Below are 24688 nucleotides of genomic sequence, written 5' to 3'. Positions count from 1 at the left end.
CATGAAATACAAGAAATTGAACGAGGAAGTCTTGTACACGACCGAGGCCGTGACCCGGCTCGGGAAGACAGACATGGCTGTCCTGGCCGGAATGGCTGCGGAGACGGCGCGGCATCGCGTCCGGCTGTGCACGCACGAGACGCCCGATTCGGCCTTGCACGAGATGTTCATCATCCATCGGCGCGACGCCTATGTGCGCCCGCATATGCACCGTGGCCGGGACGAATCAATCCATATCCTTGCTGGTGAGGTGGACATTGTTCTCTTTGAGCAGGACGGCACCATTTTGGAACTTATGACCATGGGCGACTACGGAAGCGGCAGGCCGTTTTATTGCCGCATCCCCAAGGGGACCATGCACATGCTGATCATTAAGTCTGATGTGCTGGTGTTTTGCGAGGCGACCCTTGGTCCGTTCAACAGGGACGATGCTGTGTTCGCTTCCTGGGCTCCAGCGGACGGCGAGGAGCGGGCTTGGGATTTTGTTGCCGAGACAGGCAGAAAGGCAAGGGAGGAGGCATGAGCGGTAATGCCCACGCGCTGATCATCGGTGGAACCCATGGCGCAGGGCGCGAGCTCGTGCGTCTTTTGGCAGGCCGTGGTGACAATGTTACCGTGGTCGGGCGTCGGGAACCCCGGGCAGACGATGCCGGAATTTCTGGCGTCAGTTTCCTGCGGGCCGACATTACGGATGCCGCGGCGTTGCCCTCCATGCTCGACGCCGCCGTCGCTCAAAACGGACCGCTCTTGAAAGTCGCCTTTTTCCAGCGATTCCGCGGCGCGGGTGACGATTGGCAGGGCGAGATCGCCGTGAGTCTTGCCGCGACGAAGAATATCATCGAACTGGCTGTTCCCCGCTTTGCCACTGGCGGCAACAGGGCGATTGTGGCGGTCAGCTCTATCGCCGGACAGTTTGTCGCCTCGGAGCAGCCGTTGAGCTATCACCTTGGCAAATCCGGCATCGAGCAGATCGTGCGCTACTACGCGGTGACCCTTGGCCCGCTCGGCATCCGGGTCAATTGTGTGCGTCCCGGAAACATGCTCAAGGAAGAGTCCAGGGAATTCTACGAAAAGAACAGAGCGCTGACCTCGTTGTACGAGAAGCTGACCCCGCTTGGCCGCATGGGGACATCGCTTGAATGCGCTGAAGTCGTGGCCTTTCTGCTTTCCGACAAGGCTTCCTTTGTGACCGGACAGAATTTGACGATGGATGGCGGGACATCCCTCCAGTGGCCCGAGGGCGTGTGCCGGGAGCTGGCTGGCCTCAACATTGATGTCACCAGAAAAAATAAAGGATGATGCAAGGTGAAGGAATTTTTCAAGAGAGAAGACTGCCGGCTGTGCGGCTCCCGCAACATGGCTGTGGTTCTGGACATGGAGGCTGTTCCTCTGGGCGATGACTTCGTGACCAGGGAACAGTTGGACAGGCCGCAGGGCGAGTACCCGCTGGAGATCAATTTTTGCAACGATTGCGGTTTGTTGCAGTCTACCAGTGTCATCAATCCCGACATCATCTACTCAAATTATCTCTACGAAACCAGTTCGTCGCTCGGACTGGTCAGGCATTTCGAGGACTACGCAGCCTATCTCATGGACAAGGTCAGACCGCCTAAGGGGGCATTGACGGTCGACATCGGTTCCAATGTCGGTGCTCTGCTCAAGGGCATGCAGGCCCATGGCATGACCGTGCTCGGCATTGACCCTGCCCGCGCCCTGGCCAGGAAGGCGACCGAGGCAGGACTGGAAACCTGGGCGGCTTTTTTCAATCGCGAGGTGGCGGGGCGGATCAGGAGCGAGAAGGGGAGCGCCGCCATCATTACGGCCAACAACGTGATGGCGAACATTGATGACCTCACCGACATCATGGACGGCATCCTTGAATTGTTGAGCGACGACGGGGTGTTTGTCTTCGAGACCGGCTACATGGTTGATACCGTGCAGAACGGCGTCATCGACAATTTCACCCACGAGCACCTCTGCTATTTTTCTATCCTGCCGCTGCTCTCTTTCTTCGATGGGCACGGCCTGGAACTCATCGACGTGAAGCGGGTGCCGACCAAGGGCGGCTCCATCAGGGGCATGGTCCAGAAGAAGGGCGGGCCCAGGCCGGTCTCGTCCAACGTTTCGGGTCTGGCCACCCTTGAGCGCGAGCTTGGTTTCGAGGGAATGGCACCGTTCACGGTGTTCGCCAGATATGCCGAATCCGTCAAGACAGAGCTTGTTGACATGCTGACCCGCCTCAAGGCGCAGGGCAAGAGCATTGCCGGATATGGAGCCTCCATCGGCTCGACTTCGCTGATCTATTATTTTGGTCTTGAGCCCTTTCTCGATCGGCTTTACGACGACAACCCGGTCAAGATCGGAACCTACAGCCCGGTCCAGCATATCCCGGTACACGATTCCGCCGAGATCTACGAGCATCGACCGGACTATGTGCTCAATCTCGCCTGGCGATATGCCGGGCCCATTTATCGCAGGCACGCCCGGTACGTCGCAGAGGGCGGGCACTTCATTTCCTGTCTGCCAACGGTGGAAGTGTCGGCGTAGCCGGTGTTTTCATTCCATTTTTTATTATAGGGGTCTGTTGAGATGAGTTCTGTTTGCAGAGTGTGCCTGTCTGACAAGGTCGTTCCCTTTTTGCCTTTGGGCGAGCAGCCCAACACCATGTGCCTGCTCAGGCAGGGGCAGCAGGGGCAGCTCATGGACCTGACGCTGTCTCTTTGCGAAACATGCGGGTTCGTTTTTATCAAGACGCCGTCGAAACGTGAAGAGTTCTATGATTATGTCCAACTCCCAACCTCCATGTTTCCGGCGGAGCATATCGGCGAAGAGATCGACGAGATAGTTGGGGAACATCTGTCTTCCCCGTCTGACATGATCCTGGAAATCGCCTGTAATGACGGATATTTTCTCAACGCATTGCGCAAGGCCGGGTACGAAAATCTCTATGGGATAGAGCCTGCGCGCCACTGCGCCAAAGAGGCGGTGGCGTCCGGACTGAACGTGCGCAATGTATATTTCTCCAAGGAAGAGGCCGAGCGTTTCGTCCGGGAGCATGGGCATCCCAGGCTCGTCATTTCCCGGCATGTCTTGGAACACGTTCAGGAGTTGGACTCTTTTGTCGAGGGACTTTCCATCCTCATGGACGACCAAACCACGCTCTTTCTTGAAGTGCCTGATTTTGCGCCGGTTGAGGAGCGGGCCGATTTCAGCAGTATATGGGAGCAGCATGTCAACTATTTTGATGTGGAGAGCCTGCGCACCCTGTTTGGCCGTTTCGGAATAGAGATCAGGAAGTGGCGGACAGTTCCCTTCACGGGCGGTTCGCTTATAACTACCTCAAAGCGCGGCAAGAGGGTCTTGACTGATGGCGGCCGCGATCAGAAACGTCTGGCGGCCCGTTTGGCGTTGCGCGACAGATTCCTTGAGAGCATGCATGCGGCCAGGGAGTGCCTGAAGGCTTTGCGTGCCCAAGGGAAAAAAATCGCTGGCTTCGGCTCGGGCGCCCGTTGCTCCGGATATCTGAATTTTGCAGATGTTTATCAGTACATTGACTACATTGTCGATGAAGATCCGCGCAAGCACGGCCTCTTCATGCCGAAATCCAATCTCGGAATATTCCCGCCAGACAGATTGGTCACGCATCCCGTTGACTATTGCATCGTCCTTCCATTCAATTCCAAGATCAATGAAGCCAAGGTGATGCGCAAGTATCAGGATTTCGTCGACAGGGGCGGGCGTTTCATCGAGACGTGGGCTCAGGCGGAAGACGGGACAACCGCAGTGATCAAAGTCGTCGGATAGCGGCCATCGCTTCCAGCCGATTCCGCACGGCTCCTGCCCATCCGGTCTGAGGCCGTAGCGTTTGAAGAATGGTGCGCAGGGTTACTCGAGCCAGTGCGGGTACTTTCGCAGAAAGGCCGTTCCAATCCTGGAGACCGGCGGAGAGTCCGGATATTTCTTCTTGAAATGCGACCAGAATCGCGCTTGGAGTGCTTCGCCCTCTTCGCCCCTTTCCCAGGTCCCGTCCAGCCTCGCCTCCATTTCCACAACCACAGCGGTGATATCCTCAGGGCTGTTGTCGTGAGCCACCACGCCGTGGGGCGAAAGCTCCCGTGGTGTGCAGGCAAGCCCTATGTCCAGGGAGAATATTTCGCTCAGAGTGAGATACCTTTTGTTTTCAACATGCCATAACTGCTTGAAGATAATCAGCGAATTCGTGTTGAAGGCAATGGCTGCCTCCATGGGAATCAGGTTGACATACAGGACCGGTTTTCGAAAGCAGTGTGAGGCGATGCTATCAAGTCCCGTGCCGGTACTGAAGAAGAAATGGCACCGGGCTGAAATGTAGATGTCCAGCAATTCGGTCCTGCCGCCGCAGAAGGAGTAGTCCAGAATGCCCGGAGTGTCTGTTTTGAGAGGTGTGCCTGCGACATGGCCCATCCTGATGACGTTGAACCGGGCGGCAAGGTGTTCCATGGCCGGGATGAAGGTGTTGATGTCTACGTTTCTGTAGCTGTCTTCGTCGGTGGTTTCTCGAATGCTTTTGAGATAGAGCGAGTCGCGTCCCAGCACCGGGATCATTGGTTTGCCCATGTCGATGCCCAGCCGGGATAACTGTGCTTGCGCCTCTCTTTCCTCTTCCTGGGTGAAGTCGATGTGCTGCGGTGTCTTTTCAACCAAGTGATTCGGGTCGTATCCAGTGGTCACGCGGTGGATGTACATTGAAGTTATTCCGAGTCCGCCGAGTTTGTTGCACACGTCGAAGAGCGGAAGAGCCGACTGCCTGACCCGGAGAACCCGTTTCCACATGTTCATGAGGGTCGTGTTGCTCGGGCGGTGCCGGTAGATATAGACCCTGTACTCTTTTGGCAGCATGCCCAGGTCTCTGTGGCAACAGAATTCTTCCTGGTTGGCCGCCAACTGTCCCACTCTGTCGACTCGCAAAACGTAAATTTTGAACGGGATCGGCGAGAGCTTGTTGTAAAGCGCTATGAGCAAGGCCACCGGAAGCAGAATGGGAAAATACAGAGGTCTGAACCACTTGAGGTTCATTTTGTAGGTTGGGGCGTTCTTCATTATGATCCCGGATACTGGCTTGACTGGTTCTGAGCGACTCAGCGGTCTTTTCTTATTAAAGAAATATACTGCTGGCCTCTCCCAAAGAGTGGTTTGAAGGCCGTCAGTTCCGGGAAGGAGCCGGTATCGAGCCATGCGCCCAGGCCCTGGCAGAAGTTGTCGAGGCTCTCGGCGGTCACAGGCGAGAAGGTGCGTGCCTGGACCACAAGCTCGGAAAGCTTAGCGCGAACGGATTTCAGGTATGTAGTTTCGCCCGTGGTTTCAAAGAGAAGGCCGTCTTCGGTAATCTGTCGGGCAAGGGTGTCGAGCAGAATGTTTCCTTCTTCCTCGCGGGGATCAAGTTGTACCCGATAGTCAAGGAAGTTGTGATTGTTCCGGCGGATTGTGCTGATGGCGAATTCGTTGGCTGGCATCCGACGAAGCGGAACTTCCTTGTACCATGCCCAGTCCAGGAGAAAGTGGGGCGAGGTGCAGTACGTATTGTAGTCGTCGTCCAGAGCGGCAATGGTGTTCTCCAGCGTTAGGCAGCGCCCGATGAAAGGCTGCAAAATCTGATCAAGAATCCAGTCCTGGTGTGGTCTGGACATCCCGTTGAGGGATTCGAGATCCTGCCGGAAAACGGGTTTCAATTGCTCGGCTTGATCAAGAAGCGGCAGGCTTTTGTCGATGATGAGACGGGCCTGGAGACGTCGAAGGCTCTCGCTGAGGGCGGAAATCTCATTGTTACAACTGACGACGAGAAGTCCGCCGGGGGCGACAAACTCAGCGACTTTCCTGAGCATTGATTCCGGGTCTTTTTGCCAGGGGAGAACGCCTTCGCACATAACCATGTCAAATCGTTCGTCAGTGGAAAACGACTCGATGAGGCTTTCGACGACAACCACATCCGTTTTGGCTGCCTGTAGGTTTTTTCTGGTTTCCTCCAACCCTGTCGGGTTGCCGTCAACGAGAACATAGCGTTTGGGCGAAAGGCTTGCCGTGTACAGCGCATTGTGGCCACTCCCCGGTCCGAACTCAAGGATTGTGAGTCCTCTGAGAAAGGAGGGGATGATTCCCAGGTGCCGATACAGCGCTTCACGGCGGGCGAAATGCGCCTGGAGGTTGCTGATGTCCTGAGAAACGGGTGAAATGCTGTTCTCTTGATAATAATCTAAAAATGGTCGGGTGTATTTGCTCATTGACTGTCGCTTTCCTGAAGATGGGAGTGTCGGCTTGTCCGGTTCATTGTCGTGATGGCGAAATATGTAGTGTGCGATCTTGAAGACCGCGGATTGCAAAGCAAGCGCCGCAATCCGCAGTCGTTCTTTTTCTACAATATCTGACTCAAAAACAATTTCGTCCTGTCGTGGGTGGGGTTGGTGAAGAAGTGCTCGGGGGGGCCGACCTCGACTATCTTGCCTTCGTCCATGAAGACGACGTGGTCCGCCACTTCGCGGGCAAAGCCCATTTCGTGGGTGACGACCACCATGGTCATGCCTTCCTTGGCCAGGGTCTTCATGACTTCGAGCACTTCGCCGACCATTTCCGGGTCGAGCGCGCTGGTGGGCTCGTCAAAGAGCATCACCTTGGGGTCCATGGCCAGGGCGCGGGCAATGGCCACGCGCTGCTGCTGGCCGCCCGAGAGCTGGGACGGATAGTTGCTCGCCTTCTCGTGGATGCCGACCTTGTTGAGCAGGTCCATGGCGTTCTCGATGGCGTCAAGTTTGCGGCGTTTGCGGACGGATACCTGGCCTACGGTGACGTTTTCAAGCACCGTCAGGTGCGGGAAGAGGTTGAAGGACTGGAAGACCATGCCCACCTCCATGCGCACCTTGTTGATGTCGGTTTTCGGATCAAGCACATTCACGCCGTCGATGGTGATGTGTCCCTTGTTGGCCTTCTCCAGCCTGTTCAGGCAGCGCAGGAAGGTGGACTTGCCCGAGCCCGAAGGGCCGATGACCACAACCACGTCGCCCGAATTGACATGATACGAGACGTTGTGCAGGGCCTGCACCTCGTGGGGGACGAAGAAGGTCTTGTATATGTTCTTGACATCTATCATCTTATTCCACCGACCTCTTTTCAAGATACTGGACGAACATGGACAGGCTGAAGGTGACCAGGAGATACATCAGGCCGCATACGAAATAAAGCTCGTAGGGCATCAGGCTCGTGGTCACGGCCTCGCGGGTGGCCTTGGTCAGCTCGCGGATGGCGATGACGCCGAGTAGCGAGGAGTCCTTGATCAGGCTGATGAACTGTCCTGCCAGCGGCGGCAGGATGCGCCGGAACGCCTGGGGCAGGATGATCTTGCGCATGGCCATGGCCTTGGTCATGCCCAGGGAGCGCGCTGCCTCGCTCTGGCCCTTGTGGATGGACTGGATGCCCGCCCGCACGATCTCGGCCACGTAGGCCCCGGCAAAAATGGCTAGCGAGGCAATGCCGAACCACATTCCCGGCACCTGCGGCAGGCCTGCGTTGACGAGCAGGTTGTTTATCAGCGTGCCGATGACGTAGTACGCGATCAGGAGCTGGACAAGCAGGGGCGAGCCCCGGATGAGTTCGATGTAGGTGATGGCCGACCATTTGAGGCACGGGTTGCTCGATATCCTGGCCAACCCCGTGAACAGGCCAAGCACGATGCCGAAGGCGATGGCGATGATGCTTATCTCGATGGTGATGAGCATGCCCTCGGTCATGAGCCCCGGTCTGCCCTCCTGATACGTGCCGATGATGTCGCCCATGTACAGGGTGTCGTTTTCGGATATCTTCAGGTCCGAGCCGGGAACCGCGTAGAATTCGGAGGCGCCGTCTCCCTCGACGATGACCACCGCGTCGTTGCCCTTGTGGGTGATCTTGGAGACCCTGCCCTCGATCTCGGCGCGGACGTTGATGGTTTCGGTGTAATAGAAATATCGGGGAATCCGGTTCCAGTGCCAGATGTAGTTGGCCTGCTCCGTGGCGATGTAGAAGCCGAAGCACAGGGCCGAGAGGCCCGCGATAAACAGGAGCTTCCAGAGGGTATTCCGGCTCGGAATGCCTCTGGCGAGGGTCTGGGTGATGTCGTTCATTGAAAAAAGCTCTATGGATTTAAAACATAGAAAAAAAGGCCGGGGATCGTTGGTACGATCCCCGGCAGGTCATGAATTTGCGGTTACTGGACGTCCTGGAGCCAGTCGTTGCTCCCGAACCACTTGGTATAGATGGCTTCGTAGCGGCCATCGTTCTTGGTCTGGCGCAGGAAGTTGTTGAGCCAGTTCAGGAAGTCCGGGTCGCCCTTGTTGATGGCCCAGCCCAGGGGCTCGTAGGTGAAGGGTTCGCTCAGGAACTTCATGCCGCCTTCCTTGCCGCGCTCGGCGTAGAAGATGGAGGTCATGGGCAGGTCGTAAACCGTGGCGGTCGCCTTGCCGTTGAGGACTTCAAGCATGGCCTCGGACTCGGTCTCAAAGGACTTGTAGGTGGCCTTGGGCATCAGCCGCTTGACAGCCTGTTCGCCGGTGGTGCCGAGCTTGGAGGTGATGGTGATGCCTTCGGCGTTCAGATCTTTCCAACTGGTGATCTTGTCCGCGTCCACGGCGTTGATCAGGGCGGTCTGGCCAACGATGATGTACGGGTCGGCGAAATTGATCTTCAGGTTGCGCTCCTGGTTGACGGTCATGCCGGAGGCGATGATGTCGAACTTGTCGGAGAGCAGGGCCGGGATGATGCCGTCCCAGGCGGTGTTGACCAGTTCCAGCTTGACACCCATGGCCTTGGCCATTTCGGTGACCATGTCCACGTCGAAGCCGACGATGTTGCCTTTCTTGTCGGTCATCTCAAAGGGCATGTAGCCCGCTTCGAGGCCCACGCGCAGGGTGCCGCGCTGCATGATCTTCTCAAGGGCGGAAGCCTTGCTCAGTTCCAGACGGACGTTCATGTCCTGCTTGGGGGCCGGGGCTCCGGCCTGCTGCTCGGGCTGCTGGCCACAGGCGACGAGAAAAACGAGGGTGGCTAGGGCCGCCACAAGGCCGAGTACGCGTTTCATCCTTTCCTCCAGTGAAACTAAAGTTAGATTGGTATCCCTTCGCCCCAGGCCGTCGTCCGGGTTGAAACGGCGGCGTCGGGTCTTTGGTCCCTTTGCTGTTGCCGCGGGAACAACGGCTTTTGATCACAGCGCGACATTTCCCTTTAGCTTCAAACGCCGGAAAAAACAAGATGCGGGAATTGCCGCGCTCCTCCTGTTCCGGGGGTGGATTGGCATTTGTGCTGGGAATTGTCCGATGCGGGGAACAAGCTGCGGTTTCCAGCCCATAAGTCACGGGAAAATACGTTGAAGATTCTGTTTTGAGGAGGCGCAGGAATGTTTGTGCCAAGTCCTCGGCAGGGGAGGGTGTCCGCGTTCCGTGGGGATCGGTTCGGTTGATGTTGACACCGCCCCTGCAATCATACAATCCACTCTGAGGATATGAACCAGACGCCGAAGCGGCGGCGAAACCCCCCGGAGAGCGTACCCCCATGAGCGGTTTGAATGGATCTTCGTCTCTGCTTGATGGCGGCATCTACAAGGTGTTTTTCATCCTGCTGCTGCTTTTTGCGCTGTATCTCGGTTTTTCCATAGTCGAGCCCTTTTTGCACACCATGATCTTTTCCACGGTCCTGGCCGTGCTCTTCTCGCCGGTGTTCGCCTGGGTGCTGCCTGCGGTCAAGGGCCATCGAAACATAGCCTCGCTGATCACAGTGGCCATCATCGTCTTCTGCCTGCTCCTGCCCATGACGTTTCTGGTCATGGCTCTCATCAGCCAGGGCGTGGAATCCCTGGTGACCCTGAACGCCTGGGTGGCCAAGGGCGGGCTGGACTCCCTGGCCAGCAGCGAGAGGCTGGAGGGGTATCTGCTGTGGTTTCAGCGGGAGTTGCCGTTCCTGCGCATCAGCGAGATTGATCTCCAGGCCAGCATCATCCAGTATTCAAGGGATTTCGCCCAGCTCATGATCGGCGCAGGCACTGAACTGGTCAGGAACGCGGCCATTCTGGTGCTTCATTTCCTGCTCATGGTCTTCATCCTCTTTTATTTCATGCGCGACGGGGCCAAGATGGTGGCCTACGTCAAGCTCCTCTCCCCCCTGCGACCCAGGCAGGAGGACTACATCATCGACAGCCTCAGGCGGGTGGCGCGGGGGGTGCTCATGGGCTGCCTGCTCGTGGCTGTGCTCCAAGGGTTGGCGGGCGGTGCCGGGCTGGCCGTGGTCGGCATCCCGGCCTTTTTCTGGGGGGCGATGATGGCGCTGGCCTCGCTCATTCCGGTGCTGGGCACCGGGCTGGTCTGGGTGCCTGCCGTGGGCTTCCTCCTCCTGTCAGGGCAGTGGAAGGAAGCCACCCTGCTGGCCCTGTGGTGCGGCATAGTCGTGGTCGGCATCGACACCATCCTGCGGCCCATTTTCATGCGAGAGGCGTCCCGCGTGTCCACCTTCTACATTTTTCTGGCCATCCTCGGCGGCGTGTACACCTTCGGGATGCTTGGGATCTTCTACGGTCCGCTCATCCTGAGTCTGGTCATGGTCATGCTGCAGATATATGTCGAGGAATACGCCGAAGACCTCAAGGATTGCGAGGAATGATGCCGATGACGCTCCGACTGTTCCCGGCCTTTGCCCTGGTTCTGCTGCTGGCGGTGTTTGCGTCTGGCTGCGCCAAAGGGGTGCCTGCCCCGGAGACTGGGGCGAAACCGGCCCCGGTAAAGGACATGACCCCGGCCTACGCCCTGCTGGGCGATGCCGAGGCCGCCGGGCTGGCCGCGTCCCTGTCCGTCCGGGTCCAGGGGCTCGGTTCGTGGACCGCGCTCCGTCCCGGTCTGGAGGACAGTCTGCGCTATATACTCAGGCGGCCCCAGAACGCGGTCTGCGTCAGCCGACCCGGTCTGACCCTGACCTGGGCGCAGCTTGGCGACGGCGTGGCCGAGCTCATCGGGCTGCTGCCCGGGCTTGATGCTGACCCCGGCCTGGTCGCCGAGCGGTTCGCCTGGCTCAGGGTCGAGCCGGGCACGCTCCTGACAGGGTATTACGAGCCCTGGCTGGAGGCCTCGCTGACCCCCGGCGGGGAATACAAGTATCCCCTGTACGCGCAGCCGGACGATCTGAAGACCGTGGACCTGGGCAAGTTTCATCCGCGTTGGCAGGGGCAGTCCCTGGTCTATCGCGTGGGGCAGGAGGGCATTGAGCCGTACCATGACCGGGCGGCCATAGACGCCAAGAGTGCGCTGGCGGGCAGGGGGCACGAGATTGCCTGGGTCAAGGACCCGGTGGACATCTTCTTTTTGCAGGTCCAGGGTTCGGGGCGGCTGGTGCTGCCGGACGGATCGGTGCGGCACATCCTGTATGGCGGGCGCAACGGGCGCGAGTACGTGTCCATAGGCAAGGTGCTCATCAACCAGGGCCATGTGCCCAGGGAGGAGATGAGCATGCAGCGCATCAGGGAGTTCCTGAGCGCCAACCCGGACAAGGCGGGCGAAGTGATGTTCGCCAACCCGAGCTATGTCTTTTTTCGTCTCTCGGATGTCGGGCCGTTCGGGGCCATGAATACCATCCTGACCCCGCGCGTGAGCGTGGCCGTGGACCGGGCCATGACCCCGCTGGGGTCGGTGCTCGCCCTCAAAACCTCGCTCATGGATTATGCCACCGGCCAGTCCGAGCCGTTCATGTCCCTTGTCCTGGCCCAGGACACGGGCGGGGCCATCCAGGGAACGCGCATGGACCTCTTTTGCGGATCAGGCAGCGAGGCCGAGACCCTGGCCGGACATCTTCAGGAGCAATCCGAGGTCTTCATGCTCGTCAGCAGGCGGGTTCTCGACGCGCGGACGGATCAGACCTCTGCCTCGGTCAACTAGGCGGCCAGGGGCAGGGGCTGGCGGCGCGAGCGAACAGCCTTTTGAAACTTCACAACCAGGCGATCAGGCAGGGCGTCTGCAAGCCGGCTAAACCGGCAGCGGCCTAGTGGAAGCCCCGTGTTTCGGAGGAGCGGATTCGACTCTGGACGCGGCGTGCCCGCCGGGTGCGGCTCTGATGGCGGAGAAGGCGCGCAGATCGCAGCATCGCTCCCAGCTTTTCGTGTGTCCCTTGCAATTGGAATCCTTGCAGAAGTAGACGTACATTTCGACCTCCCGAGTTTGTGGTGCGCTGTCCGTCTTGTCGGCGCATGGGCATCAATACGATAGGGGGGGGCGGTTCACGAAGTTCTCTCTGGTGGATGGCCGGTTGGAACTGGCGAACGGTCGGGCGCACGATGGGCCGCCGGGCGGCCCGGTGAGCGGTCGGTTTGTACCGGGGAGCGTTCCAGGCGCGTCTGGTTTGCTGGGCAGGGATCAGGAGATGTCGGCGCAGGGGGTGGCGCAGCAGTCACCGCCGGGCATCAGGTCGGCCAGGGTGATGGCGTCCAGTTCGCGTTCCATGGCGCGCGAGGCCCGCTCCCAGGCGGTTCTGGTCAGGCAGTCGCCCGTGCGGTCGCAGGCGGTGTCGCAGTCGAGGCAGCTCGCGATGTTGGCCGAGCCCTCCATGGTCCGGACGATCTCGCCCAGGGTAATGGCTGCGGGCTGCCTGTCGAGCAGGTGGCCGCCGGATGCGCCGCGCACCGAAGCAACCATGCCCGCCTGCTTGAGCGGGCGGATGATCTGCTCGATGAACTGGGCCGTGATGCCGGTGCGGTCGGCCAGATCCGAGGTGCGCACCGGTCCGTCGCCTTTGTGCATGGCGAGGGCGAGCAGGAGTCGTGCGGCGTAGCGGGAGCGTGCGGAGAGTTTCATGGCCTGTGTCCCGGCGTCCGGGCTGGGGTTTGCGCCGGATGCGTCCGGTGCCTTGTCAATATCTGAGTAAAACAATCGGGTATGCCCGTCAAGCCGACGGCCATTGCCTGCCGGGGCGATCCGCTGTATAGACGGGCTGAACCGGGCATCCCCCGCAGGAGTCGATTCCGATGCAATACGTCGCCATTTTTGAAAAGGAAAAGCACGGCTATTCCGTGACATTCCCCGACTTTCCCGACTGCACTACCTTTGGCGATGACCTGGACGAGGCCGTGGATCAGGCCCATGAGGCGCTCTCGCTCTACATCGAGTTTTTTCTGGAAGAGGGTGGGGAGCTGCCCGCGCCCATGTCCAAGAAGGATGTGGCCGCCCTGCCCGGCAGTGCGGGCAAGAAGGCCATCAACATCACCGTGCAGGCCGAAGACGGCGATTTCGTCGAGATCGGGGTGGTCATGCACGCCTACCTGCTCGGACGCATCGAGAAATACTGCCGCCAGTACGGCATCTCGCCCGCCGACTTCCTGGGGGTGGCCGCCCGGCACGCCCTCAAGTCCGACCCGTTCTCCGAATAAGAGACCGGCCCTGGTGGCGCGTTTTGTGGTCGGCAATCTGGCAGTCGGCAAACCAGCGACACTTTTGAATCCTGTTTCATTATCAAATTGCCAAAAATGCAAATATGGCCGCAAACGACCGGGTTGCAGGCTTTTGGGTTTTGGTCTACGTTCGCCTGCCGGTACAGGTGGCGTGGCCGGGCGGCCCGGTTTGAATGGGCGGCTACGCCTAGTTGCAAAAATGTCAATCGCCTGCAACGCGGTGGTGCGAAACGGCATGCAACTGCGTTGATTTTTATCTTATCCGTCCGCAGGCGTCGGTTCCGCGCCGCCTTTGGACGCGGGCGAACCGCGCAGGGCGGTGCCGCCGGTGTGCGCCGCGCTGCCGTTTTTGGCAGCCCAACCCTTTAACTGCGGAGTGACTTGAGATCATGTGCCGTTTATTTGCGCTCACGAGCCGCGATCCGGTGTCTCCCATGCTTGCCATCGACGCCCTCAATGTAATGAAGGAAGGGCATGACGGTTCCGGCGTGGGGCTGTACCTCAGCGGGCTAGGCGGCCCCTTCGGGGAGATGAGAGAGTCCCCGATCCTCTCGGGCATTTTCACCGAGGCCGGGCTGGGCCGTCTGGATGAATACATGGAGGGCCGGGGCTTCAAACCCAAACGTAGCGTGCTTTTCATGCCCAAGTCAGCGCCGCCGACAGGCACGCCCAGGCGCGGCACCTACGCCGCCATCGCCTACGAGCCGCCTGCCGCATGGGCGGACATGTCCGACGACGAGCGCGGCGGGCTTCTGGTCCGGACCCGGCTCGGCCTGCGCGCCGAGGGCGAGCGGACCGGCGACATGATGGCCTTCTCGCTGTGGCCCGACACCATCATGATCAAGGAAGTGGGCGACCCCCTGGAAATGGGCAGCTACCTGGAGCTTGGCCGCGAGGAGCTCCACGCCCGGCGCATCCTGGCCCAGGGCAGGCAGAACACCAACTACGCCATCAACCTCTATGCCTGCCATCCCTTCTTCATCGAAGGCATCAGCACCATGACCAACGGCGAGAACACCGCCTTTGTGCCCATCAGGGAATACCTCATGTCGCGCGGGGTGGAGGGCTACTCCGGCTACCAGTCCGATTCCGAGGTCTTCACCCACATCGCCCATTTCGCGACCCGCAAGCTGGGCCTCAACATCCGCGCCTACAAGCACGTCATCACCCCCTTGAGCGACGATGAGATGCGCACCCACCAGGACAGGGAGTTCCTCGTCAGCCTCAAGCGGTCATGCCGCAAGCTGATCATCGACGGCCCCAACTGCGTCATCGGCTGCCTGCCCGACGGCACCATGTTCATGGTGCAGGACCGCAAGAAACTGCGCCCCGGCGTGGTGGGCGGCAATCCGCAGACCGGCATCTTCGCCTTCTCGTCCGAGATCTGCGGGCTCAACGCCGCCATCCCCGACCGTGACAGAAGCAAAGATTTTCAACCCATGCATCTCGATACCGCAATCGTCGGACCCGATTGCCGGGAGGTTGTCCAATGCTCTCAGAACGACCCGTTACCCCTGCAACGCTAGGCGTCAAGGATCTGCCCTGGCAGATCAAATGGGATATCGCCACCTGCACCAAATGTGGCCGGTGCACCGCCGTCTGTCCGGTGAACGCCATTGAGCTTGGCGTGTTCCGCAAGCGCGAGATCAACGCGCCCATGGGGCTTCAGGCCAAGCCGTCCAACACCTTTTCCGTCTACTACGGCATCCGCCAGCGCACGGACCCGGCCTATGCCTGCATCGGCTGCGCCATGTGCGCCATGGTCTGCCCGAACAACGCCATTGAGCCGACCCGCCAGTACGACTCCACCACCCTGCAATTCCACAACAACCGGGGCGGCCAGCCGCGCACCCGCGGCGGACGCAGGAACAGCGGCGAGAGCCTGCTCGACCAGATCAAGTTCATCCGCATTTCCATGCTCACCGACCCTGCCCTGGACGCGGGCCGCCACGAGTTCGACATGCGCACGCTGCTGGGCCGCGTCCTCTCGCCCGAAGACGAGATCCGCTGCCAGCGCGAGAACGGGTGGAAGCCGCCCGTGCGCGAGATACACCCCCTGGTCATTGGCGGCATGTCCTTTGGCGCGCTCTCGCCCAACATGTGGGAAGGCTTGCAGATGGGCGTGGCCTACCTCAACGAGGAACTGGGCATGCCCGTGCGCATCTGCACCGGCGAGGGCGGCTGTCCGCCGCGCCTGCTGCGCTCGCGCTTTCTCAAATATGTCATTTTGCAGATCGCCTCGGGCTACTTTGGCTGGGACGAGATCATCCACGCCATCCCGGAGATGAAGGAAGACCCCTGCGCCATCGAGATCAAGTACGGCCAGGGAGCCAAGCCGGGCGACGGCGGCCTGCTCATGTGGTACAAGGTCAACAAGCTCATCGCGGCCATCCGCGGCGTGCCGACTGGCGTCAGCCTGCCCAGCCCACCCACCCACCAGACCCAGTATTCCATCGAGGAGTCTGTGGCCAAGATGATCCAGTCCATGTCCATGGCCTGGGGATTCCGGGTGCCGGTCTATCCCAAGATATCGGCCTCTTCCACGTCGCTGGCCGTGCTCAACAATCTGGTGCGCAACCCGTATGCCGCCGGGCTGGCCATCGACGGCGAGGACGGCGGCACGGGCGCGGCCTACAACGTGTCCATGAACCACATGGGCCATCCCATCGCCTCCAACCTGCGCGACTGCTACAAGGCCCTGTGCCAGGCGGGCGCGCAGAACGAAATCCCGCTCATCGCGGGGGGAGGCATCGGCAAGCATGGCAACCTGGCGGCCAACGCTGCGGCGCTCATCATGCTGGGCGCGAGCATGGTCCAGATCGGCAAGTATGTCATGCAGGCGGGCGCGGGCTGCGTGGGCAGCGAGAAGGATCGCTGCAACGTCTGCAACATCGGCGTCTGCCCCAAGGGCATCACCTCGCAGGACCCGCGCATCTACCGCCGCCTGGACCCGGAGCAGGTGGCCGAGAGGGTGGTGGATTTCTACCTCGCCTTCGACATCGAGCTGCGCAAGGTGTTCGCGCCCCTTGGCCGGTCCACCTCGCTGCCCATCGGCATGTCCGACGGCCTCGGCATCAGCGACAAGGACGCCGCCGAACGCCTGGACATCAAATACGTGATCTAGGCTCCAGGGAGTACGGGAGTAATCAATATGGCAAAAAGAATACATCGCATCAGCGGCCACGACGACGGGGTCCGCATCGAGTCGCGCATCCTTGAGGAGCGCATCCAGCGCGCCGTGCGCGAGGGCGCGCGTCGGATCGAGGTGGAGGCCGTGGGTCAGCACGGCATCGGCGGCAGGCTCTGGATATCCAGGGAAGAGCCGATCCACGTCACCATCACCGGTTCGCCGGGCCAGCGCATCGGCTCCAAGGGATTCCCAGGCACCACCATTGAGGTCATGGGGGGCATCTCCGACGACGTGGGCTGGCTCAACGCGGGCGCGGAGATCATCGTCCACGGCAATGGCAGCAACGGCGCGTGCAACGCCATGGCCCAGGGCAAGGTGCGTATCGCGGGCAACCTCGGCGCGCGCGCCATGACCATGACCAAGACCAACCCGCGCTTTGCCCCGCCCGAACTCTGGGTGCTCGGCTCGGTGGGCGACTACTTTGGCGAGTTCATGGCCGGCGGCACGGCGGTGGTCTGCGGCCACGAGCCGCAGAACCCGGCCAACGTGCTCGGCTACCGTCCCTGCGTGGGCATGGTCGGAGGCCGCATCTTCGTGCGCGGTCCTATCGACGGATTCTCCCAGGCCGATGCCCTGATGGAACCCATCGATGACGCCTCCTGGGAGTGGCTGACCGTCAACATCTCAGAATTCCTCAACAAGATCAAACGCACCCGGTTGGTCAAGAAACTGACCCGGCGCGAGGAGTGGCAGCTCATCCGGGCCAGGACGCCCTTTGAGAAAAAGGGCAAGGCGCGCCGGTCCATGCGCGAGTTCCGGGCCGGAGTCTGGGACGCGGAGCTTGGCCGGGGCGGCCTCATCGGCGACCTGACCAGCCTCGACCGTTCGCCCATCCCGCTCATTGTCCATGGCGACCTGCGGCGCAAGGTGCCGGTGTGGGAGAACCGCAAGTACATGGCCCCGTGCCAGTCCAGCTGTCCCACGGGCATGCCCGTGCAGGAGCGCTGGCAGTTGGTGCGCGACGGGCTGGTGGACGAGGCCATGGACCTCGCCCTGGCCTACACGCCGTTCCCGGCCACGGTCTGCGGCTACCTGTGTCCGAACCTGTGCATGGACGGCTGTACCCGCAAGACCGGCGACATGGCCTCGGTGGACATCACCAAGCTCGGTCGTGAAGGGTACAAGAGCGCGGCTCCCAAGCTGCCGCCCCTGTCCGGCAAGCGCGTGGCCGTCATCGGCGGCGGTCCGGCGGGCATCTCGGTGGCGTGGCAGATCCGTATGAAGGGGCACGAGGCCGTGGTCTACGACATGGCCGAGACCCTGGGCGGCAAGATCGCCTCGGCCATTCCCAACAGCCGGGTGCCCAGAGAAGTGGTAGAGGCGGAAATCAAGCGCGCTGCCGAGGTGCTGCCCCACGTCCACCTGCGTCAGGAGCTGAAGGCGGAAGATTTCGTCCGGCTCAGGGAGGAGTTCGACTTCGTGATCCTGGCCGTGGGCGCGCAGAAGCCGCGCATCATCCCGGTGCCCGGTCATGAGCGCATTATCCCGGCCCTGACCTTCCTCAAGCAGGCCAAGCGGGGCGAGGCCAAGCCCGGCAGGCGGGTGGTCATCATCGGCGCGGGCAACGTGGGCTGCGATGTGGCCACCGTGGCCGCCGGGCTCGGAGCCGAGGACATCACCCTCATCGACATCCAGGAACCCGCCTCCTTCGGCAAGGAGCGCAAGGAGGCCGAGGAGGTCGGAGCGCGCTTCAAGTGGCCCTGTTTCACCAAGGAGATCACGGACAAGGGCGTGCTGCTCCAGTCCGGCGAGCTGCTGGAGGCGAACACGGTCATCATGTCCATCGGCGACCAGCCGGACGTGGGGTTCCTGCCCGACACCATCGCGCTGGACCGCGGCCATGTGGTGGTCAACAGCGACTATCAGACCACGGATTCCCGGACCTTTGCCATCGGCGATCTCGTGCGCCCCGGCCTGCTGACCCACGCCATCGGCCATGGCCGCCGCGCCGCCGAGGTCATTGACGACATCTTCAACAACCGCCGTCCGCAGTCCGACACCCGCCAGATGATCGACTACTCGCGCATGACGCTTGAATACTTCGACCCGCGTGTCATCGAGTTCAGCGACATGAAGCAGTGCGCGTCCGAGTGCTCGTCCTGCGGCGCCTGCCGGGACTGCTACCTGTGCGAGACCGTCTGTCCCCAGTCGGCCATCCGCCGGGTGGAGCTTGAGGGCGGGGCGTTTGAGCGCGTGGTGGACGCGGACAAGTGCATAGCCTGTGGCTTTTGCGCCAACTGCTGCCCCTGCGGCATCTGGGATCTGAAGGAAGCCGAGCCTCTGGGATAATCGGGCCTGAAAACGAATCGGCAAGGGCGTCGGGAGATCACTCCCGGCGCCCTTTTCGTGTGGCGTTGGAAAATGGGGGCTACTGGCCCGTGTACTCGTGCTGCTGCAACCCGTGCTCGGTCAGGGCGTCGTAGGTGCGTTGGCGCTCCTGCAAGGACTCCAGGGTGGCGTCGCCCAGGGCCTTGACCACCTCCTTGACCGTGGCGCAGTCCAGGTCGCTTAAGCTGTTGAGGGCCTTATCCAGCTCGTGGGCCGCCTCAAGGGCATATTTGCCGTGGACCTGTTCGTGCTCGGCGAGCTTGTCCAGATGGCCCTGCCACCAGCGCAGGGTCTCATTGTCCGGCGTCTCAGCCAGCCTTGGATATTTGTAGGTGATGTCGATGAAGACCGTGGCCTGCTTCATGGCGCAGCGGCCATTTCGCCTGGTCCAGGAGAATTCGTAGCGGATGTTGGACTGGGTGTGGGCCTGGAAGGTGCGTCCGTCCATGACGATGGGCGATTGGCGCTTGAGGTTCTCGGCGATCTCCTTGTGGGTCAGGCCGTTCACCGGATAGTGCTCGGTCTTGGTGGTGACGATCACCGCGGCCAGGGCGGGCGCGGCGGTCAGCGTCAGCAGGGTCAGGATCAGGAAGGTCCGCCAGATTGTGGAAATGCGGAATGTCGTGTGCATTAATGCCTCGGTCCGGGGGTGGATGTGTGGGGGCATTTCACCACATCGGCGCGGCGGGGGCAAGGCGGATCATCGGGCAGGGGACGGCGCGGGAGTCAACCGGCTGTTCACGAAGCGGGCCGCGGGGTGAACGGTGGCGGGACGGGCGCATTCGCGTGTGCGTCAGGGCCGTGTCGCCGCTCGCGCAGTCCCGGCCTCATGAACAGCCGTCGGGAATGGCCGGATGGGGGTCCGCCCTGCGGGGCGCACCCCGGTTGTCAGGCGAAAACAGTGGCGGGCATGTACGGATGCGCGCCCTCGATGACCTCGATTCCGGCCTTGGCGTGAATCTTGGTGACCAGGTCGTCGTAGTAGGGACAGTGGTCCACCAGGCAGGGGCCGACATGGATCTTGGTGGGCTGCTCATGCAGCGGGAGGTTCCACAGCTTGACCTGCACCAGCCGCTGGACGATGCTCGTGCCGGGGCAGCCGCCGCAGTTGAGGATGCCGATGAGCTCGGCATCCATGTCCTTGTAGCGTGCGAAATACCCTTCCCTGCGGTTGAAGGCGACCATGCACCGGGAGCAGCCAATGCACACGTCGTCCATGGTGTTGCGACAACCGATGATCAGAATCTTTTCCATGCAGTCCTCCATATGCGGTTGAGCGGGCGCGGGGCGGACCCCCGTGTCCCGTGATCTACATGAAGCGCGAGAATATCTCCGCGACCCGCTCGCCGTCCCTCGCGGTCGGGGCGGACGGGATCGAGGCCAGGATGCCGAGCCCTTCGCTGGCTTCGTGGAATTCCTCGTCGGACAGGGGCGTGACCACGGCGGTGTTGACCATGGCGTTGACCATCATGATCTCGGTCACGAGCTTGAGCGGATCCAAGTCGGGCAGCTTTTCGTCAATCACGACAAAGGACGGCGCGCCGGTGCGCACGATTTCGAGGGTGGCAGACCCTGTGGGGGCAAAGACGAGATTGCACCCCTTGATGCGTTTCAGGGGGGCGAGGAACGGGCCGAGTTCCTGGGCGCGGGTGGATGCGATGACGATGAGCATGGCTGTGTCTCTCCGGGGGAGCGTTGCAATGTGGTGGTCGCCTTGGAGCGGCCTGTCAGCCTCGCAGGCGCGGCGATGGCGCGACTGCGGGGATCGTTCGTGGTCAGCCGACGTTTCTGCCGCAACAGGAGCCGGGTCCGGCACATCCCGAGTGGCCGGGCGCGGAGCCGCAGCAGCCGGTGTCGCCTGGGCCGGGAAGCGGTGATGCGCTTTTTCCGGTCAAGGAACTGGTGGGGGACATGATCCTGGTGGTGCGCTGGCTGGCGCATTCCGGGCATTGTGCCGGGGCGTCGCTCTTGAGCACGATGACCTCGCCTTCATAGCCGCAGGCGTCGCAGCGGATGTCATAGATGGGCATGGCTCTTCTCCGTGTCGGTGTCTGTCGCGTGACGCGGGCGGTCTGTGTGAACAGACCGCCCGCGTCATGATCTTGCCTATTGGCCGCCGCCGCAGGTGAACTCCTGCGTGAAGCGGGGCAGCTTGTCTTCGATGAAGGCCTGGATGGCCGCCGAGACAGTGGCCATGCCGTTGCCGTGGTAGACATCGATGCCCACCTGGTTGAAGCCCATGAGCGGGCGCATGCCCATGCCGCCGGCGATGAGCACCTTGACGCTGTTCTGGGCCAGGTGGTTGACCGGGGCCATGCAGCCGCCCTGCTGGTGCGGGACGTTGGGCAGGGTGCGGACATCCTTGACCTTGCCGTCCTCGATCTCCACGACAGTGTACAGGTCGCAGTGGCCGAAGTGGGCGTCCAGAGAGGCGTCCATGCCGCCGGGGTTGGCAGTGGGAAGGGCTACGAGAGTATTCATATCCAGGTCTCCTTGACAGGTTTATTGTGTGCGTTGTGCTGAAAATGCCCCGGACGAGCCGCGTCCGGGGCCAAAAATTGTCGCTACGTGCCCTTGCCCGCGTCGAGCAAGGCCAGGGTGTCGGCCCAGGCCGCCTTGAGGGTGTCGGCAAGATGACCGTGGTCGTATTCGGTCAGCACCTGCCGGTTGACCATGGCGTCGGTCACGGCCCGGTCGTGGGGGAAGCGGCTGATCACCGTGTACCCCTTGCCGGTGCAGTACGACTCGATGGCGTCCGCCTGTCCAGGGTTGATATCCCACTTGTTGATGATCACCCCGACCTTGACCTTGAACCCGTCGCACAGCTCGGCCACGCGCATCAGGTCGTGGATGCCCGAGGGCGTGGGTTCGGTGACAAGTACGGCCAGATCGGTCCCGGCCAGGGAGCTGATCACCGGGCAGCCGATGCCGGGCGCGCCGTCGGACAGGACGAGGTCGATGCCCTGGCTCTGGGCGATGGTCCGGGCCTCGCGCTTGAGCAGGGTGACCAGCCGCCCGGAGTTTTCCTCGCCCGGAAAGAGCTGGGCGTGGACCATGGTGCCAAAGCGCGTGTCCGAGACATACCACTGCCCGCAGTGTCGCTGCGGGAAGGCGATGGCCTTGGCCGGGCAGAGCTCCACGCAGACCTTGCACCCCTCACAACGGAAAGGAAGGACGCGGTAGGCTATGCCCGGATGATTACAATCCGGTCCGGCAATGGCGTCGAAGCGGCACAGCTCGGCGCATTGGCCGCATCCGATGCACGCCTCGGGGTCGATGACCGCCTCGTTGCCGGAGTGGAATTCGTGCTCGACCTTGTGGCGCGGGTCGAGGAGCAGGTGCAGGTCCGGGGCGTCCACATCCAGGTCGCAGATAATGGCATTCTCGGCCACGTGGGCAAAGGCCCCGGTGATGGAGGTCTTGCCTGCGCCGCCCTTGCCGCTGATGACGACTATTTCGCGCATGTCGCGGCCTCCTGTCGTGTCTGGGCCGCCTGGCGCATGGCGCGGCGGAGCTGGTGAAAGGTCTCCTTGAGCGGGGCCAGGGCCTGGGCCACCACCTCGCCGCGCGAATAGGCCTCGGCAATGGCCCGGTCAAAGGGGATTTCTGCCCAGATGGGGATGTTCTTGTCCTCGCAGAACCGCTTGACCGTGTCGTCGCCGATCCCGGCCCGGTTGATGACCGCGCCCATGGGGATGCCAAAGGGCGAGAACGCCTCCCAGGCGAGTTTGAAGTCATGGAAGCCGAACGGGGTCGGCTCGGTGACGAGCACGATGCAATCCGCGTCGATAACCGCGCTGACCGCCGGGCAACTGACGCCGGGCGGGGCGTCCACGATGATGTCCGCCTGGGGGTCTTTGGCAGTGATGTCGCCGAAGAGCGCCTTGACCTGGCGCATGAGCGGCGGGCTCATGGCCTCGCCCACGCGCAGCCTGCCCATGATGAACCGGGCGTCGCCCGCCTGTCCGTGGCAGATTTCGCCAAGCTGCCGCCGACCGGGCGTCAGCGCCCCTTCCGGGCAGACGGCGAGGCAGCCGCCGCAGCCGTGGCACATTTCCGGGAAGATGAGCAGGGTGTCGCCCATGACCGTGATGGCCTTGAACTGGCACAGGGTGGAGCAGATCCGGCACAGGGTGCACTTGGATTCGTCCGCTTCCGGTATCTCGATGTAGGCGGGGTCGGTTCTGTGGATGTTCGGCTTGAGGAAGAGGTGCAGATTGGGCTCTTCCACATCGAGGTCCACGGCAGTGACCGGACGGTCCCACAGGGAGACCAGCGACGAGGCCACGGTGGTTTTGCCCGTGCCTCCCTTGCCGCTCGCAATGGCGTATATCACTTGTTGACCCCGGACGGGCTGTTCGGGGTGTCGGCAAAGGGAACCGAGCCCGAGGTGAAGAGCCTGACCGCCTCGGCCACGGTGACATTCTCGACCCCCTGGCCGATCCTGATGCCTGCCGCCGACAGGGCGGTGAATGCCTTGGGGCCGACAGAGCCGGTGATCACGGCCTGGACTCCCGCGTTGGCCAGGGTCTCGGCAGCCTGGATTCCAGCCCCTTGGGCCAGGGCCTGGGACGCCCCGTTGTCCACATAGGAGGTCTCCATGGTTTCCAGATCCACGACCACGAACCCGGCAGCCCGGCCAAAGCGCGGGTCAACGCGGTCGGTCATGGCCGGTCCCTCGCTGGTGACGGCCAGCCTGCGGATGCCGGCAAATTCCTGTCCGCTCCGGATATCGTTCAGGGGCTGCACAGGCCTGTCGGCCTGGGACGGGGAAATCTGATTCATTCCCTGGCCGCTGCCGCGCCCGCCGCCGCCCATTCCCTGACCACCGCCGCCGCCAACACCGCGACCGCCGCCGCCGACACCACGACCGCCGCCGCCCTGGCCGCCGCCCTGGCCGCCGCCCTGGCCACCGCCGCCGCCCATGCCGCGACCACCGCCGCCGCCCATGCCGCGTCCGCGACCGCCCGCGCACCTTGGTCCGTTGCCTGATTGACTGTCACCTCTTGGCATTGTCATTCTCCCGTGTTGTGGTCCTCGGCGTCAAAAGGGCCGGTTTTTCCGTGCGGCGCGCCTTGATCCGGCATTTCCACCGGCATTTCGTCCGGCATTTCGTCCGTCATCTGGCAGCGCCGTTTGCGTTTGCGTTTGCAGCACGGCTCTGAGGACAGCAGATATTCTCCGCCATCCACCCGGATGGCCTTGCCCTCGAACAGGGCCGTGGCCACCGTGTTTCGCGCCTCGCCGAGGATTCGGCTCAGGGTCGGGCGCGATACGCCCATCCTGTCCGCCGCCACGACCTGCTGCATCCGTTCGCCGTCCACGAGCCGGAGGGCCTCCAGGCCTTCCACGGAGAGCACCAGGCTCTCCAGGTCCCGCATGGGAATCCCCTGCGGCTTGTAGAACACCGCACAGGGGGCCGACTCGACCATTCGTTTTTTTTTCCGCCTGCCCAACACGCCTCCCTTCCATGAGTATGTGTTCATGTGATGATACGACCATGTGGCCGTTTGTCAAGTGGTAAAATGAGCATATGTTCAAAATAACGCAACCCGGCCTTTGGGCTGGGAAAGTCCGTGGCGTCATCGGGAGAGTGGGATTGCCAAGGTGCGTGTGCACACTAAGGTGAGGCAGTATTTCATTGTCATATCAGCCTGTTGCGAGGCTAAAAGAAAGGTCGGAAGGAGGAGGAGCGGGCCGGGGTACTGGCCCCGGTTGATACGCTGCGTGATTTCGTGGAATCGAAA

25 protein-coding genes are annotated in these 24688 nt (G+C 61.8%); 10 read left to right on the top strand and 15 right to left on the bottom strand.

All coding sequences use genetic code 11. The annotated features are described in order from the left end of the window. Position 1 precedes the first annotated feature (1 nt). From DAES_RS09935 to DAES_RS09920, 4 genes are read left to right on the top strand one after another with little or no spacing between them, the layout of a single operon-like run. Positions 2-523: a WbuC family cupin fold metalloprotein gene (locus DAES_RS09935; protein ID WP_013514891.1), complete on the top strand. Its 522-nt coding sequence runs from the start codon at positions 2-4 to the stop codon at positions 521-523. Next, positions 520-1299 carry an SDR family NAD(P)-dependent oxidoreductase gene (locus DAES_RS09930; RefSeq protein ID WP_013514890.1) on the top strand — a complete coding sequence of 260 codons (780 nt, stop codon included), beginning with the start codon at positions 520-522 and terminating at the stop codon, positions 1297-1299. The genes DAES_RS09935 and DAES_RS09930 overlap by 4 nt, the downstream gene beginning before the upstream one ends. A gap of 6 nt (positions 1300-1305) precedes the next feature. Further along, positions 1306-2547 (top strand): class I SAM-dependent methyltransferase, encoded by a 1242-nt coding sequence (locus DAES_RS09925; protein ID WP_013514889.1) that lies wholly within the window; start codon positions 1306-1308, stop codon positions 2545-2547. A gap of 42 nt (positions 2548-2589) precedes the next feature. Continuing rightward, positions 2590-3804, top strand: a complete 1215-nt coding sequence (locus tag DAES_RS09920) for a class I SAM-dependent methyltransferase (RefSeq protein WP_013514888.1) — start codon at positions 2590-2592, stop codon at positions 3802-3804. Between the two features lie 81 nt (positions 3805-3885). On the opposite strand, the gene DAES_RS09915 is transcribed toward DAES_RS09920, so the two are convergent. The 5 genes from DAES_RS09915 to DAES_RS09895 form a co-directional block, all read right to left on the bottom strand. Further along, positions 3886-5079, bottom strand: a complete 1194-nt coding sequence (locus DAES_RS09915; RefSeq protein WP_013514887.1) for a TIGR04372 family glycosyltransferase — start codon at positions 5077-5079, stop codon at positions 3886-3888. A gap of 38 nt (positions 5080-5117) precedes the next feature. After that, positions 5118-6257, bottom strand: a complete 1140-nt coding sequence (locus DAES_RS09910; protein WP_013514886.1) for a class I SAM-dependent methyltransferase — start codon at positions 6255-6257, stop codon at positions 5118-5120. 131 nt (positions 6258-6388) lie between these two features. Then, positions 6389-7120, bottom strand: a complete 732-nt coding sequence (locus tag DAES_RS09905) for an amino acid ABC transporter ATP-binding protein (protein ID WP_013514885.1) — start codon at positions 7118-7120, stop codon at positions 6389-6391. Between the two features lies 1 nt (position 7121). Further along, entirely contained in the window at positions 7122-8129 is a 1008-nt protein-coding gene (locus DAES_RS09900; protein ID WP_013514884.1) for an amino acid ABC transporter permease, read from the bottom strand. Positions 8130-8212: 83 nt separating this feature from the next. Beyond that, the gene (locus DAES_RS09895) at positions 8213-9082 is read right to left on the bottom strand and encodes a transporter substrate-binding domain-containing protein (RefSeq protein ID WP_013514883.1); all 870 of its coding nucleotides are present in this window, start codon (positions 9080-9082) and stop codon (positions 8213-8215) included. A 470-nt stretch (positions 9083-9552) separates the two neighbouring features. Here DAES_RS09895 and DAES_RS09890 point away from each other — a divergent pair, with 470 nt between their 5' ends. Both DAES_RS09890 and mltA read left to right on the top strand, forming a co-directional pair. Further along, complete coding sequence (locus DAES_RS09890; RefSeq protein ID WP_013514882.1) at positions 9553-10653, top strand: AI-2E family transporter; 1101 nt, start codon at positions 9553-9555, stop codon at positions 10651-10653. 5 nt (positions 10654-10658) lie between these two features. Further along, positions 10659-11918 carry a murein transglycosylase A gene (gene mltA, locus DAES_RS09885; RefSeq protein WP_157864844.1) on the top strand — a complete coding sequence of 420 codons (1260 nt, stop codon included), beginning with the start codon at positions 10659-10661 and terminating at the stop codon, positions 11916-11918. Positions 11919-12392: 474 nt separating this feature from the next. Here mltA and DAES_RS09880 read toward each other — a convergent pair whose 3' ends face one another. Beyond that, positions 12393-12830 carry an RrF2 family transcriptional regulator gene (locus DAES_RS09880; RefSeq protein ID WP_013514879.1) on the bottom strand — a complete coding sequence of 146 codons (438 nt, stop codon included), beginning with the start codon at positions 12828-12830 and terminating at the stop codon, positions 12393-12395. 170 nt (positions 12831-13000) lie between these two features. On the opposite strand from DAES_RS09880, the gene DAES_RS09875 reads away from it, so the two are divergent. From DAES_RS09875 to DAES_RS09860, 4 genes are all read left to right on the top strand, one after another. Next, a complete protein-coding gene (locus DAES_RS09875; protein WP_013514878.1) occupies positions 13001-13402 on the top strand; it encodes a type II toxin-antitoxin system HicB family antitoxin in 402 nt (133 codons plus the stop codon). Between the two features lie 410 nt (positions 13403-13812). Continuing rightward, positions 13813-14949: a class II glutamine amidotransferase domain-containing protein gene (locus DAES_RS09870; RefSeq protein WP_013514877.1), complete on the top strand. Its 1137-nt coding sequence runs from the start codon at positions 13813-13815 to the stop codon at positions 14947-14949. Beyond that, positions 14913-16547, top strand: a complete 1635-nt coding sequence (locus DAES_RS09865; RefSeq protein WP_013514876.1) for a glutamate synthase-related protein — start codon at positions 14913-14915, stop codon at positions 16545-16547. The genes DAES_RS09870 and DAES_RS09865 overlap by 37 nt, the downstream gene beginning before the upstream one ends. A gap of 27 nt (positions 16548-16574) precedes the next feature. After that, entirely contained in the window at positions 16575-18902 is a 2328-nt protein-coding gene (locus DAES_RS09860) for an FAD-dependent oxidoreductase (protein WP_013514875.1), read from the top strand. Between the two features lie 79 nt (positions 18903-18981). On the opposite strand, the gene DAES_RS09855 is transcribed toward DAES_RS09860, so the two are convergent. The 9 genes from DAES_RS09855 to DAES_RS09810 all read right to left on the bottom strand — a co-directional run bounded on the left by DAES_RS09855 (position 18982) and on the right by DAES_RS09810 (position 24400). Continuing rightward, positions 18982-19572 carry a DUF922 domain-containing Zn-dependent protease gene (locus tag DAES_RS09855; RefSeq protein WP_013514874.1) on the bottom strand — a complete coding sequence of 197 codons (591 nt, stop codon included), beginning with the start codon at positions 19570-19572 and terminating at the stop codon, positions 18982-18984. Positions 19573-19829: 257 nt separating this feature from the next. Continuing rightward, entirely contained in the window at positions 19830-20195 is a 366-nt protein-coding gene (locus tag DAES_RS09850) for a CGGC domain-containing protein (protein WP_013514873.1), read from the bottom strand. A gap of 55 nt (positions 20196-20250) precedes the next feature. Beyond that, entirely contained in the window at positions 20251-20613 is a 363-nt protein-coding gene (locus DAES_RS16960) for a hypothetical protein (protein WP_013514872.1), read from the bottom strand. 103 nt (positions 20614-20716) lie between these two features. Further along, positions 20717-20971: an FmdB family zinc ribbon protein gene (locus DAES_RS09840; RefSeq protein WP_013514871.1), complete on the bottom strand. Its 255-nt coding sequence runs from the start codon at positions 20969-20971 to the stop codon at positions 20717-20719. 76 nt (positions 20972-21047) lie between these two features. Continuing rightward, positions 21048-21422, bottom strand: coding sequence for a NifB/NifX family molybdenum-iron cluster-binding protein (locus tag DAES_RS09835; RefSeq protein WP_013514870.1), 375 nt, complete (start codon positions 21420-21422; stop codon positions 21048-21050). A gap of 83 nt (positions 21423-21505) precedes the next feature. Continuing rightward, positions 21506-22405 carry an ATP-binding protein gene (locus tag DAES_RS09830; protein ID WP_013514869.1) on the bottom strand — a complete coding sequence of 300 codons (900 nt, stop codon included), beginning with the start codon at positions 22403-22405 and terminating at the stop codon, positions 21506-21508. Continuing rightward, complete coding sequence (locus DAES_RS09825; protein ID WP_013514868.1) at positions 22393-23277, bottom strand: nucleotide-binding protein; 885 nt, start codon at positions 23275-23277, stop codon at positions 22393-22395. Before DAES_RS09825 ends, DAES_RS09830 begins: the two co-directional genes overlap by 13 nt. Beyond that, positions 23274-23954 (bottom strand): NifB/NifX family molybdenum-iron cluster-binding protein, encoded by a 681-nt coding sequence (locus DAES_RS18040; RefSeq protein ID WP_013514867.1) that lies wholly within the window; start codon positions 23952-23954, stop codon positions 23274-23276. The genes DAES_RS09825 and DAES_RS18040 overlap by 4 nt, the downstream gene beginning before the upstream one ends. Positions 23955-23956: 2 nt before the next feature. Further along, positions 23957-24400 (bottom strand): DUF134 domain-containing protein, encoded by a 444-nt coding sequence (locus DAES_RS09810; RefSeq protein ID WP_407635893.1) that lies wholly within the window; start codon positions 24398-24400, stop codon positions 23957-23959. Positions 24401-24688 lie beyond the last annotated feature (288 nt).

This window comes from Pseudodesulfovibrio aespoeensis Aspo-2, assembly GCF_000176915.2.
Lineage (GTDB): Bacteria > Desulfobacterota > Desulfovibrionia > Desulfovibrionales > Desulfovibrionaceae > Pseudodesulfovibrio > Pseudodesulfovibrio aespoeensis.
This window is presented reverse-complemented; position numbering and strand designations above follow the sequence as displayed.